General features: G+C 67.4%; 14 protein-coding genes and 1 pseudogene. 5 read left to right on the top strand and 10 right to left on the bottom strand.

All coding sequences use genetic code 11. The features are described 5' to 3' along the window. The first annotated feature begins 315 nt into the window (after positions 1-315). Positions 316-660 (top strand): YciI family protein, encoded by a 345-nt coding sequence (locus tag VIM19_07250; GenBank protein HEY5184688.1) that lies wholly within the window; start codon positions 316-318, stop codon positions 658-660. Positions 661-866: 206 nt separating this feature from the next. Here VIM19_07250 and VIM19_07245 read toward each other — a convergent pair whose 3' ends face one another. Next, on the bottom strand, positions 867-1,463 hold the full coding sequence (locus VIM19_07245; protein HEY5184687.1) for a class I SAM-dependent methyltransferase: 597 nt from the start codon (positions 1,461-1,463) through the stop codon (positions 867-869). A 275-nt stretch (positions 1,464-1,738) separates the two neighbouring features. Here VIM19_07245 and VIM19_07240 point away from each other — a divergent pair, with 275 nt between their 5' ends. Both VIM19_07240 and VIM19_07235 read left to right on the top strand, forming a co-directional pair. Continuing rightward, positions 1,739-2,662 (top strand): NADP-dependent oxidoreductase, encoded by a 924-nt coding sequence (locus tag VIM19_07240; protein ID HEY5184686.1) that lies wholly within the window; start codon positions 1,739-1,741, stop codon positions 2,660-2,662. Positions 2,663-3,117: 455 nt separating this feature from the next. Further along, a complete protein-coding gene (locus VIM19_07235; GenBank protein ID HEY5184685.1) occupies positions 3,118-3,753 on the top strand; it encodes a GNAT family N-acetyltransferase in 636 nt (211 codons plus the stop codon). 91 nt (positions 3,754-3,844) lie between these two features. Here VIM19_07235 and VIM19_07230 read toward each other — a convergent pair whose 3' ends face one another. The 4 genes from VIM19_07230 to VIM19_07215 all read right to left on the bottom strand — a co-directional run bounded on the left by VIM19_07230 (position 3,845) and on the right by VIM19_07215 (position 6,350). After that, a complete protein-coding gene (locus VIM19_07230; protein ID HEY5184684.1) occupies positions 3,845-4,027 on the bottom strand; it encodes a hypothetical protein in 183 nt (60 codons plus the stop codon). Positions 4,028-4,195: 168 nt separating this feature from the next. After that, positions 4,196-4,798, bottom strand: a complete 603-nt coding sequence (locus VIM19_07225) for a DUF4389 domain-containing protein (GenBank protein HEY5184683.1) — start codon at positions 4,796-4,798, stop codon at positions 4,196-4,198. A 188-nt stretch (positions 4,799-4,986) separates the two neighbouring features. Next, positions 4,987-5,478 carry a nitroreductase family deazaflavin-dependent oxidoreductase gene (locus VIM19_07220; GenBank protein HEY5184682.1) on the bottom strand — a complete coding sequence of 164 codons (492 nt, stop codon included), beginning with the start codon at positions 5,476-5,478 and terminating at the stop codon, positions 4,987-4,989. A gap of 86 nt (positions 5,479-5,564) precedes the next feature. Further along, positions 5,565-6,350, bottom strand: a complete 786-nt coding sequence (locus tag VIM19_07215) for a DUF4386 domain-containing protein (protein HEY5184681.1) — start codon at positions 6,348-6,350, stop codon at positions 5,565-5,567. A 535-nt stretch (positions 6,351-6,885) separates the two neighbouring features. On the opposite strand from VIM19_07215, the gene VIM19_07210 reads away from it, so the two are divergent. Next, positions 6,886-7,227 carry a hypothetical protein gene (locus VIM19_07210; protein HEY5184680.1) on the top strand — a complete coding sequence of 114 codons (342 nt, stop codon included), beginning with the start codon at positions 6,886-6,888 and terminating at the stop codon, positions 7,225-7,227. A 34-nt stretch (positions 7,228-7,261) separates the two neighbouring features. After that, positions 7,262-8,014 (top strand): DUF4386 domain-containing protein, encoded by a 753-nt coding sequence (locus VIM19_07205; protein ID HEY5184679.1) that lies wholly within the window; start codon positions 7,262-7,264, stop codon positions 8,012-8,014. A 363-nt stretch (positions 8,015-8,377) separates the two neighbouring features. Here VIM19_07205 and VIM19_07200 read toward each other — a convergent pair. The 5 genes and pseudogenes from VIM19_07200 to VIM19_07180 form a co-directional block, all read right to left on the bottom strand. Then, positions 8,378-8,527: pseudogene (locus VIM19_07200) on the bottom strand (transposase). An 80-nt stretch (positions 8,528-8,607) separates the two neighbouring features. After that, positions 8,608-9,279, bottom strand: a complete 672-nt coding sequence (locus tag VIM19_07195) for a DUF4386 family protein (GenBank protein ID HEY5184678.1) — start codon at positions 9,277-9,279, stop codon at positions 8,608-8,610. A gap of 767 nt (positions 9,280-10,046) precedes the next feature. Then, positions 10,047-10,346 (bottom strand): tyrosine-type recombinase/integrase, encoded by a 300-nt coding sequence (locus tag VIM19_07190; GenBank protein HEY5184677.1) that lies wholly within the window; start codon positions 10,344-10,346, stop codon positions 10,047-10,049. A 1-nt stretch (position 10,347) separates the two neighbouring features. After that, entirely contained in the window at positions 10,348-11,166 is an 819-nt protein-coding gene (locus VIM19_07185; GenBank protein ID HEY5184676.1) for an HAD family hydrolase, read from the bottom strand. A gap of 680 nt (positions 11,167-11,846) precedes the next feature. After that, the coding region (locus tag VIM19_07180) for a hypothetical protein (protein ID HEY5184675.1) at positions 11,847-12,044 on the bottom strand (198 nt) is incomplete at its 5' end.

The raw sequence follows: 12,044 nt of genomic DNA, 5'->3' as shown, positions 1-12,044 counted from the left end.
GAGGCCGCTGACGCTGTCGGAGCCGTCGCCTAACATCAACTCACGGCGAACCCACGTCCGAGCATTTACACCGGATCTGGGACGCGACCGGAAGCGAATGAGAATGGCACATCTTGAGTCTCTCGCTTGCGCAGACCAGGCACAGGTGCATCGGTAGGCAGGCCACGGCCTGCGCGCGGACTCCCTCGCGATGAGCGTGCGAGGCCGGCGCATTGACACCGTCTTCCGGCAGGGTGTCGACTCCGCACCGACAGGCGCCTGATCGAGGGCAGAGGCGGCCGGGTGGGGCCGCGCCGGTACAAGGGGGTCTTGGGCATGGCGCGGTACCTGATTTCGTTCCCCAGCGGCGCGATGGACCACATCCCCGAGGAGGAGATGGCTGAGGTCGACACGGCCGCCCACACGGTGGTCCAGGAGGCCAAGGATGCCGGCGTGCTTATCTTCGCCGGTGGCCTGGACGAGGACGTGGCGCCCGTCTTGGTGGCCGGTGACGGGACGGTCACCGCCGGTACCTACCTGCAGACCAAGGAGCTCAACGGGGGCTTCACCGTCGTCGACGTGCCCACCCGGGAGGCGGCTCTGGCCTGGGCCGCGAAGATCGCGGTCGCCTGCCGGTGTGCGCAGGAGGCCCGGGAGTTCATGTTGGACCCGCGCGCCTGATCGAAGAAGACTCACCGCGGGTGGAGCAAGCTCCGTCCCGGACGGCTCCACTACACCAGCTCGCCGAACCGCAGGTCAGCGGGTTGAGCGCGGGCCAGGCACGGCATCAACGGAGCCAAATCCGCACTCCGTGATGTGCATGCTGTTGTTCCTCGTGCTCGTTAGCCCGGACGACCCGCGCTTGATCGGCACGTCGGGGCGCCCGGTCAGATGGTTGCCACTAGTAGGTAGCGAGCGTCCTTGATGGTTCGACCCCACAATCGAGGGTCGGGCAGCGGGGTGACTTCCACGGTCGAGACGAGCGGTTGGACCAGTCGGGTCAGATCCTGCGAACTGATGCCTGCACCGTTGAACCACACGCCCTCCACGAGGACCAGGCGTCCGCGCGGACTCAGCAGGTCCACCCAGTTGCCAAGCGCCGTGGCCGGGTCCGGAAGTGCCCAGACGACGTGTCGGGCGAACACCACGTCGAACCCACCCGGTGGCAGGTCAGGGTCGGCGGCATCCCTCACCGAGAAGGGAATGGTGACGTTGTTCAGCGCGACCTTGGCGGTGGCCTGTTCGACCATGCGTGCAGATAGGTCGACGCCGTGCACGGTGTAGCCGTGCTGCGCCAGCAGGACCGAGATCGATCCCGTTCCCGACCCGAGGTCAGCGACCTTCGCCGGTGCTGGTGGGAGGACGTCGGACAGAAGTTGCCACCACGCCGCACGGGTCGCCGGGTCGGGCAGCCCGTGGTCAGGCTCCTGGTCGAACGTGTTCGCCTCGGCGTCCCACTCGGCCCTGATCTCATCCAGCTCCACCCGCACAGAATGCCTGACCTCGACCGCGCACGTGCCGGCATCGCGTGCAGCTTCAGCGGCACGCGATCGGCAGCGGCTACTTGGGCGGACGTCCCCTCCAACGACGCGGCGTCGGTTCCTCGGGCCGCCGCTCGTTGGCGTCCGCCGCGGCTTCGAGGGCTGCTCTTGCCGGGGGATGTCGCTTCGTGAGCCGCGCGGCGCATTCCCGTGCCGAGCGTGAGTGGGCGAACGCTCCGATGATCGTGGGGGCGCCGGTACCGGACTAGCGTTGAGGCATGAGAGCCATGGCCTATGACGCGTACGGATCCGACGACGCCCTGACCCTGCGGGAGCTGCCCGACCCCAAGGTGGGTCCAGGCGAGGTGCGCATCCGGGTCAGGCGCGCAGGGGTGAACCCGGTCGACTGGAAGGTGATGTCCGGCGGTCTGGACGGCCTCATGGACGCCGTCTTCCCGGTCGTCCCCGGCTGGGATGTCGCCGGCACGGTCGAGTCGGTCGGCTTCGACACCCCGGAGTTCGAAGTCGGGGACGAGGTCGTGGCCTACGCGCGCAAGGACGTCGTCCACGGCGGCACCTTCGCCGAACTCGTGACGATGAGCGTGCGTGGCGTGGCACGCAAGTCTGCGGCGCTCAGCTGGGACGAGGCGGGTGGCCTCCCGCTGACCGGGCTCACGGCGCTGCAGACGCTCGACCGGCTGGTCGTCTCCGCCACGGACACGGTCCTCGTGCACGGCGGGGCGGGTGGTGTCGGCGCCCTCGCCGTCCAGATCGCCAAGGCGCGCGGTGCCCGCGTGATCGCCACCGCGTCGCCGGTCAACCACGAGTTCCTCTCCGGCCTCGGGACCACGCCCGTTGCCTACGGCGACGGCGTCGTGGAGCGCATCCGCGCGGTCGCGCCGGATGGTGTCGACGTCGTCGCGGACTTCGTGGGCGGGGTCCGTGACGTCACGATGGCCGTGCTGACCGCTGGCGGACGGCACGCCTCCATCGCTGACGCGTCGGTGCTGGAGACCGGAGGCTCGTGGTTTTGGGTGCGGCCCTCGGCCGAGGGTCTGGCCGAGCTCGGCCGGCTGGCCGACGCCGGGCAGCTGCGCGTCCCGGTGGCCGATGTCTTGCCGCTCGAGGAGCTGCCCGCTGCGTTCGCGCGCAGCCGCGAGGGTCACGTGCGCGGCAAGCTGGTCATCTCCGTCTCGGACTGAGGCAATCCGAGGCGAGCCCGGATGCTTCCGCTCCTCGACGCCCTTCTTCGTAGCGAGGCTCAGGGCCTCGGCGCTGGCACCGGTCGGGACGGGCGTCTCCTCGTCGCAGAGCCAGTCAGCAAGCATCTCCAACGCGAGGCCGTACTCCCCAGCGCCGAGCAACTCGGCGCACCAACCTCATTGCTCGGCGGTGAGCACATGAGCTATGCGGCTGCCTGGGGCGGCAAGACGAGAGTTGGTCATGCGGTCAAGGACATGCGAGCGATAGTGCCGGATCACCCCGGGGAGCATCACTTATGGGTGCTTGTCATTCGGAGTCTCTCTGTCGGTCGAATCAGGTCCACCCTCGGGATGTTCGCTGAGGTGGCTTCGGGGCTGCGCCCCTGGCCAGCCCCTGGGCGACGGCTTGACGTGCCATTTGGTTCACTGGAGGGTCGTGCGTTGGGGAGGCGGGGATGGACCAGCAGATCCCATGTCAGGTCGCCCGACCCGGGGACGCCGCAGCGGTCACAGCGTTGATCTCGGCCGCGTTCGTGACCGATCCACTGTGGTCGTGGGCGATGGCGCGGCCAGACGGCAGCACCGCTCACCACGCCCGGTTGTGGCGTGTCTTCGTGGACGGGGCGTTGCGCTACCCCTGGACGTGGCTCACCGAGCATGGTGAGGCATGTTCGGTGTGGATCCCGCCGAACGGGACGGAGATGTCCGAGGAGCAGGAGACCCGGCTGGCGCAGGTCGCCCACGAGGTGCTGGGTGCCCGCGCTGAGACCTACTTCGAGTTGTTCGAACGGTTCGCGGCCGCTCATCCCCGCGATGAGCCGCACTACTACCTGAGCCTGCTGGGCACCGCACCCCAGCATCGAGGACACGGGTTCGGGATGTCGTTGCTGCGCCACGACCTGGCCCTGATCGACGCTGAAGGGGTCGCGGCGTACCTGGAGTCGTCGAACCCGGTGAACAACGACCGGTACGCCTCGGTGGGCTTCCAGAAGATCGGGGAGTTCCAGGCCCCAGGGCACGGGCCATTCGTGACCACCATGTGGCGACCCGCTCGCTTGGCGGATCCCGGGTCGGACGTCGGCCGCCGGTAGGCGAAAACCCCCGCAGCCGAAGCGCCCGGCCGTTGCCGGCGTGACCCCCGCATGATCGGCACTTCCAGCGCGCACTGACCGGGACGGTCGGCTATCGCTCGGGGGTGGTGGCCCTGAGCATCCGCTCGCAGGATTCCCGGACCAGGCGACGTTCATCGTCAGTCAACTCGGCGGCCCGCTGCTCGACCCAGGCGAGTCGATCGAGGTCAAACACAAACCACGGAGTCAGGCGCTCTTCAGGTCGCCAGGCACTCGTGATCGTCGTGGTCGCCACGCCCCCAGCATGCGCCTCCGGGCAGGGTCCGAACAGGGCAGAAGGCCCGTGAACGACCTCGGCGTCCAAGAACAAGGAGGGCGCTGGCGGCACCGAATCGCCGGATCGACCCACGCTTGAACGGCACCTCGGGGCGGTCCCGGTGGGGAAGTTGGGCTCTGGCGGTAGTCAGTCCAACGAGAAGGGCGGGTAGCGGTCTGTCACGAGCAGGAACGCGTAGGCATCCACGCGCAGCCACCAGCGACCTACACCGACCACGAAGTCGAAGAGGGCGCGCGGGTAGCGGCCGGTGAACAGGATTGAGAACCACGCGATGACGACCACGAAGAACGCCGCGATGGTCAAGGCGAACAGCACGATGAAGTGCGGGATCGCCAGGAACCATTTGACCAGTGGCAGCCCGCGGCTCAGGTCCGCCTCGGCGTCAGGGTAGTCGAGGTCGAGGTGGACCCGCTGGTGGTCGACGGTCGACGGGTACTCATCGGTCAGCAGGGCGAGGTAGGCACCGATGCGGGTCGAGAACCGGGCCAGCTCCTGGGCGAAGTCGAACCACCATCGGGGGTAGCGCTTGCGGAACAGGATCATCAGGAGCGTGGCCAGGAACAGTCCCGACACGATCCCGCCGGTGCTCGTGGTCACCGTCCTTCCTGCCTGGTCGTAGGCGGTCGTCGTGCCGCCGGCTGTCAGGACGCCCATGACGATGGCGATCGGGATGATCATCACGAGTCGGAAGAATGTCGTCAGCCGGTTGTACGACGTGGCGAAGTCCACCTGGAGCCGCGCCGGATAGGGCGCCGGCGCAGATCGGGGCGCAACAGGTCCCGGCGCAGGGAGCGGTGGCGGCGGCGGTGGGGCCTGCGGAAGAGCTGCCCGCTGATCGGTCCACGCCACGCCGTCCCAGTAGCGTAGGTAGCGCGGATCTTGGGGGTCGGCGTACCAGCCTGCCCGGGTCTCAGCCATCACGACTCCATTCGTCGGATCACTTGTTGCGCGCCGAGTCTGCTGCGGCGGTTCCGTCGCGTGGTTCGAGGACGACCACGTGGCGTCTCGGTCGACCGCTGGCCGGCATAGGCGTCGATCTGCGGATCGACGTCGATCCAGCGCTGCCACAGCCGATCACGGTCCTGCCCCGCAGCCAGGCGCGCGCGCACCGGACGCGGATGCTGGCCCGCCATTCGAACAACGGCGTCGGGGTGCGCCTGCAGGTTGAGCCACCGCGAGGGATGGCCCTCGTACCAGCCGTTCATCGCGAGCGCGACGAGGTTGGGGCCGTCCTCGAGGTAGCCGATGATGGCGCTGCGTTCCTGCCCGGACTTCCGCCCGATGGTCGTAAGACGCAGCGCACCCCAGCCCCGCTTGTTCGACGTGGTCCACAGGAAGCGCCCCCCACTGAGCCGGTAGAGCGCTCGATGAGCGCGCCAAGCGATGTGCACGAACCACGGCGGCGGCACTCTCGGCGATCGGGCTGCCGCGGTGCTCATCGCCCACTCCTTTCGGCAAACCCGAGTCCTAACGACACTTCGTTTACGCCACCCCACTACCGCGACGCGCCGGCCGGAGTGCCGCTCACGAGCCCGGACCTTGTCGCCATAGCCGCTGGACGGAAGCCGCGCGCGATCATCCAGACCGCGAGCACCATCTCCTGCACGGCCATCGGCATGAACAGGAGAGTCTGCGCGGAGGAGTTGGCATCGAGCACGCCGTACATCGCGAGCAGGTCGGCCGCCACGTACAGCGGGATCGCCGCCAGACCCCACCACGCGATCCAACGGGGGACGATGCGTGAGCGGTACAGCAGCACGTAGAACAGGGCGGCACCCAGGCAGAACACCATCGTGAACACGGCGTTCGCGGCGTCGGCATCGATGACCAGGTTGCCGACCCGGACGCCGGCCGGTGTGCCGGTGCCCGCTCCGGCCGCCAGGGCCGCACCGATTGGCACGACCAGCAGCCAGCCGATCGCCATGACGGCGTAGCCGACAGTCTCGACCGCTCCGCGAACGATCAGGTAGCCGACCGCCAGCACCTCGTTGACCTGGCGCAGCACCGGGAACAACACGACGGGGACGAACGCGAGCGACAGCCCCATCACGAGCACGAGCAGCGCCACGGTCACCACCGTGCCGGAGTGCTCCGCGCCGTAGGCCAACGGGTCGACCGCACCACGGACCGGAGCACTCACGGCCACGCTCAGGACTCCAGCCACCGTCCCGGTGATGTACAGAACCCCGGCCGTGGTGGCTGCGGCCCGGTGCTCACGCACCGACCCGTGGTGCTCGACCGGCGTCGTCGTCGGAACGATCCTGTGCTGAAGATCAGTCACACCACTCACCTCCCGGCCGCCACACGTGCAGCCAGGGCTACGCCGCCCCAGGCGGCCACCTAACAGCCTCCCGGCCCACCCGCCAACCTCCGTAGAGGCGAAGGTCACCACCTGTCCCAAGCACCGAACCGGACGCCCATCCGGCCGCGCCAGCCCGCCGGATCGAGATCGTGTCAGCACCGCACCCAGCGCCGGATCGACCCGCCCTGGATCGGCAGGGGCGCTCGGGCGGTGGCATGAGTGACGACCCCTTCGAGGGCATCGTGATTGTCGGCTATCCATGAACGCCGGCGAATGGTGCGGTCCCCGAGGCGTTTGTCCCACAGGCGCTGTCAAACGCCGCCTGCCTGGGTGCCGCGCGGAGTGCGGCTTTGAGCGGAGGGTTCACAGCCCACTGCTGTCGCGGCGGTATGACGCGGGCACGTCGCCGCCCCGGAAGCTCTCCGGTCCGGCTGTTCCAGAACCGTTCGGGCGGGGCGCCGGGGAGGGCTTTGGACTCTGGTAGGCCGGGCCACGCCACGATGAGATCCGAGGTATGACCACGCATTCCAGCACTCGTCACGACATGCGGGGGTGGCCGCAATCCCGCGTGGGCCGGCGGGCGGTCACGCTCGCAGGGCTCTGCGTCGCGGGCGTCGTCCTGCTGGTGCTTGCCTTCGCGCTCAACGTCGTCGAACCAGCCGCCAGCTACACCGACAGCTGGGCACAGCTCGTGTGGGGCCTGGGCATCTGGGCGTGCGGGATCGGCGCTGTCGTCACCGGCTTCGTCGCGATGATCCGTCACCACGAGCGCTCCTGGATGGTCGCGCTGGCCACCGTTTTCGGACTTCTTCCCCTTGCCTTGCTGCTGTCGGAGATCGCACTGGGCAAGTTCTGACCTCGCACCCGAGCCCCACGGAGGAGGGTTCCCCATGGCCATGACCATGACGAGCACCGGCACCGGCTCCGCCCCTGACACGATCGGAGCCGACCTCATCCGCGCGGCGCGCACGACCGGGCTGCTCTATCTCGCCTTCTTCATCACCGGGATCTCGGGCTCCATGCTGGTCCGCGGCCAGCTCTTCGTCGCCGACGACGCCCAAGGCACTTTGTCGAACCTGATGCAGCACGGGACCCTGGCGCGCGTCGGCATCGTCTTGGAGCTGGGCATCGTGTTGACCCAGGCCCTGACGGCGGTGTGGTTCTACCGCCTGTTCCGCAGCGTCGACACTGTCGCGGCCGGCGCGCTCGCGGCGTTCGGGATGGTCAACGCAGTCGCGATCCTCGGCAGCGCGGCACTGCTCGCCACGGCCCTGGACGTGGCCGGCGACGCGTCGTTGGCCACGCCCGGCGGTGCGGCTGCCACCGTGCAGCTGCTCTACGTCGCCAGCGGCCATCTGTGGGGAGTCGCGGGTGTGTTCTTCGGCCTGTGGCTGATCCCGATGGGCTGGCTCGTGGTCCGCTCGCGTTGGCTGCCGCAGCCCTTGGGCTGGATCCTGATCGCGGGCGGGGTGGGCTACCTGCTCAGCACGTTTGTCAGCTACGCGTTCCCGAACGCCGACCTCGTCACCCAGCTGCTGACGGTCCCCGCGATCATCGGCGAGGTCTGGATCATGGGGTACCTGATCATCGTCGGCATCCGCGACCACGCCCAGCCGGATCGTCAGAGCGCGCGGGTGCCATGAGCGTGCGTTGAAGGTCACCACATTCGCTCATCCGACATGGGACACACGCAGTAAGAACGGCTGCCCGCGTCCGCGACGGTGCAGTCCGATCAAGCCACACTGCGACACTCCCTGGGTGAGCCACCACGCCAGCCTCGCACAGGAGCAGCAGCAACCTCGATCATCGGCGTGAGCGCACCTCCGAGTCCCGGTACTGCCCTCCCACTTCGGATCGCCCGCACTTGATCGGCCTCGGCCAGGTGAGCTTGACCGCCCATCAACGGCACGTACTGGGCACACGCTTCGCGGCATGAGCGGAGGTCCGCGGACCGTCGACGAGGGACGGTTCCGATCGAACGGCGGTCGCTGTTCGACGCGCTGGAGCCACGGAATACCCGTGCGATACCGGTAGACGATCCCATCAACCACCTGACGCGAATCCCGCAACGGCTTACCGCAACGACCCTCCGACGACGGGATCAGCGGCTCGATGACTGCCCACTGAGCATCGGTCAACCTCCGAAAACGTGACATCCCGCCAGCAAACCCCACGAACACGCACGCTCATTGGAGACACGCCCTAGATCCCTTGGGCGTGCCCCAGTGGCGGGTCTTTACTCCGCTGGGACAGGGCTCCTGCGCAGCATGACGATCCCGAGCCAAACGAACCAGATGATGAGACCCACGCCATAGACATACGTGAGGTCAGTCAAGGCCAGAACCGAGAGGATACCTGCTACACCGGTCACCACGCCAAGGTAGATCAGCAGCCTGGGAAGCACCCCTGCCCGCAAGGCCGCCCAGCTCAGCAGTAGGAACCATAGGCCGCTAACTACCGTTTCCCCGCCGCCAGCACCCAAACCGGTTTCCACAGAGTCGAGCGTCGCCCAGACCGTTGCAGCTTGAGCCGGATTCTCGCCATGGAGTTTGACGACTGTGCTCAAGTCGTTGATTGAGAGTGTGCCGACCACAATGACCAGGACGGCCCAGATCAGCGTGAAGATGGTCGCTGCCTGCGCCAGCACAGCTGACCCAGCCTTCAATCGCTCATGTAGCGCCACTGACAGGAAGATCAAAGACACGCCGAAGGCCAAGAAGATGATTAGGTAGAACGCGCGCATGGCGCCCTGGTTGTCCGCAAGAAGAGCCACGGTCTTGCCTGGATCAGAGTCTGTGGAACCGAGACCTTTGGGTGTCAGCAAGGTTGCAAACACCACACCGCCCAGGAGGTTTGTTGCTGCACCGATCAGTGCGGCAATGCCGCCCATCTTCTGTGGAGTCTTCATCCTTCCCCTCCATTCATAGGGCTGACATCCCCGGGGAGATCCCCTTTGGACTGCCGTACGCCACGACGACGTCAGCATCACTGAGGACGTCGCCCGCGATGTCGAGCTGGTTGAGGGCGCCGGCTCAGGCAGGTCGGCACGCATCTGGGTCGGTTGCCCTGCGGTGATGATCGCGTCGTCCAGCCAGCGTTCGATGCCGCGGACACGTCACCCGGCGCAACCGTGCCCCACCCTGGAATCGACCTGGTCGCCATAGCCCCAGACTGAATCCTTTGAATGGACCCGGCGTAGGGCCCGAGGTCCCGCGTGCCCTGCCTGCGTCCGATCCCTGCCCTGCGCGGGAGAAGCTGACGTCGTGGACCCGGCGCGACCCTTGGCATTGGCCTCGTCCCAGCGAACCGTGATCGCTATCGAACGGGACGCCGTGGGGTGTCGTCGACTTCGACCAGGTACGCGACGACTCAGCTCCGCGCAATCGCGGCATCGAACTGCTCGGGCCGCCAGCGTTCGCGCACGTGTCGCATCTGTCAGGGCGGCATTCTCGACCGCCCCCACCAGCGCACCCGCAAGGAGGCAGCAGGCAACGCCTGCGACTCCGACAAGCTTGATGGCCGACACCGCCGGGACGGCGCACCGCTAGCCGCGGTTCCATGCGCACCGAATGCCGGCTATCGAGCGGGTTAGTAGATCTTCGCCACCCAGTGACGAGTTGAGTCCATGGGCGTGGTGTCCTATCGCCGTGGCAGCCGATGGTGGTGTGACGTCCGTCAACGAGCGCGCTGCTTCTCGATCCGGGTGAGTGCCCCGAGCGCCTGCTCGTGGGTGTCGGGCAGCGTGTGCAGGTACTTCTGTGTCGTCTGGATCTGACTGTGCCCCAGGCGGTCCATCACGGTCTTGAGGTCGGCTCCGCCCGCGAGCAGCCAGGACGCATGGGCGTGGCGCAGATCGTGGATCCGCACGTGGAAGCCAAGTCCGCTCGAGTCGAGGGCTGGCAGCCAGTACCGCGTTCGGAAGGTGTTGCTGCTGAGCGGGTTACCGCCGGCGCTCTCCGTTGAGGGGAAGAGCAGGTCATCTGGTGCGAGACCACACCTTGACGAAATCGCGATGCATGCTCACCACGGTCCACTGCTCGATCGCAGCCGCGGCAAGGATTTCCCGGTCATCGTAGGCGTACTCCCGGGCCTCGTCGTCGTGGCGAAGTACCAACCCATCGCGTGCTGCACGGAGCATGGCGATGTCCCCAGCAGAGTTGCCGGCGGCGAAGAGCGGTTGAGTCCCGGTGCGATCCCACAAATGCACCGTCTTGCCCGGCCCATCATCGAATGGAACGGGCTCAGCGGTGCGAACCAAGGCACCCCCGAGGGATTCGATCCGCACTTCTGAGCCGATGATCATCTCGCGCCGCAAGCCGAACAGAGATTCAGCCATCACGCGGACGAAATCGCGGGAGCTGCCCGTGCACATGAAAACACTGAACTTCAGCGCACCGAGCAGAGCCATGAGCTCCAACATCGGCTGATACGCGAGGCCGGGGTATGAGCAGCCGAACCGAGGATGCACTGCCCGAGCCAGGAACCCGCGCGCTACCTCGTCGTAGTCGATGACCGTACGTCCGGCGAAGACCACCCCGAGCTCTCGTAGAACGTCATGACCTCCACTCGCGCCAGCACGCCCAACACTGTCTGCGTCGGCTGACGCTCCCTGATCGAGGAGAAACTCGGCCAACACCGTGCGTGGCTTCTCACAGACCAGCGTGCCGTCAAGGTCGAACGCAGCAACGCGTTGCTCAACCGGCAGTTCCTCTCGGCCTCGTGTTACCTCACGCAAGAAACCGATGAGGGAACGCTTGGCCGGGCCCTCCCGCCACGAAGGCAGAAATCGCTCCATGCGTTCATGCTTCAGCGCGACGCCTTCCTGTGGGCCGGACTCGCTCGCACCCCTATCATTCCCGATCTGCGACCGACCACGGCCCCGTTGCCTGGCTGTTCTGCTGGCAGAGCCTGCCGCTCACGGTCAGCCGTACTCCGCACAGCCGAAGCCGCACCGGCAGCCAGATCGAGGCACGTGCCGACCCGCCCCACCAACGAAACGGCACATCGCGTGCACGTTGCGCGGGACGCCATCGTCACATGCAGGACGCAGGTCTAGCAGTCCTTCAGCTTCGCCCGCGGTGCGAGTCCCAGATCATGCGGTTGCGGGTCCTGAGGCGTCCGCTGCTGCCGGCCAGGCGGGCCACCTTCCCCGGTCTTGGCGAGGGCCGCCTCATCCGCGACCAACATCACCTCTAGCGCCGGCGGCCGACACCCCTGGCAGCCGCTTCCCTGCTGGGGATCGTTGCGAGCACTGCGGCCAGCCGACCAGTCGCGTATCCAGGGCAACGGCCAACGGCAACAAGCACCAGTAGATCGGTCATGCGCACGACGAAGACTCGGCCATCAACATCAACTGTGCAGTGCGCAACCCCGCCCGCCCTGACGCTCCGCCCCACCCCCGAACCAGCCGGGTCTTGGAGTACGTCTCCCACCACCGGCCCCCTTCCGGCATTCGGTGCGGGCGGCTGGGCGACCTCAGACTGTGGCCCGTCGCCTCCCGGTCCCGCGCAGCTGATCCGCCGACATTGGCGAGGTGGTCTTGGCGAGGCGGCTGTGATGGATCGTGGCGATCAGCCACATCGTGACCATCGCGACCATCACGACGGCCAGCGCCGGTTCGCTGGTTCCGACCAGCATCACCACGCCGGCGATCAGGGCCACCAGGCCAAGGAG

This window comes from Actinomycetes bacterium (assembly GCA_036510875.1).
Taxonomy (GTDB): domain Bacteria; phylum Actinomycetota; class Actinomycetes; order Prado026; family Prado026; genus DATCDE01.
This window is presented reverse-complemented; position numbering and strand designations above follow the sequence as displayed.

What these genes read in the sequence shown, in the direction of transcription:
- VIM19_07235 (HEY5184685.1), top strand. Translation starts at nt 3,118, where the DNA reads ATGGACCAGCAGATCCCATGTCAGGTCGCCCGACCCGGGGACGCCGCA.
- VIM19_07250 (HEY5184688.1), top strand. Translation starts at nt 316, where the DNA reads ATGGCGCGGTACCTGATTTCGTTCCCCAGCGGCGCGATGGACCACATC.
- VIM19_07240 (HEY5184686.1), top strand. Translation starts at nt 1,739, where the DNA reads ATGAGAGCCATGGCCTATGACGCGTACGGATCCGACGACGCCCTGACC.
- VIM19_07195 (HEY5184678.1), bottom strand. Translation starts at nt 9,279, where the DNA reads ATGAAGACTCCACAGAAGATGGGCGGCATTGCCGCACTGATCGGTGCA.
- VIM19_07210 (HEY5184680.1), top strand. Translation starts at nt 6,886, where the DNA reads ATGACCACGCATTCCAGCACTCGTCACGACATGCGGGGGTGGCCGCAA.
- VIM19_07185 (HEY5184676.1), bottom strand. Translation starts at nt 11,166, where the DNA reads ATGGAGCGATTTCTGCCTTCGTGGCGGGAGGGCCCGGCCAAGCGTTCC.
- VIM19_07205 (HEY5184679.1), top strand. Translation starts at nt 7,262, where the DNA reads ATGGCCATGACCATGACGAGCACCGGCACCGGCTCCGCCCCTGACACG.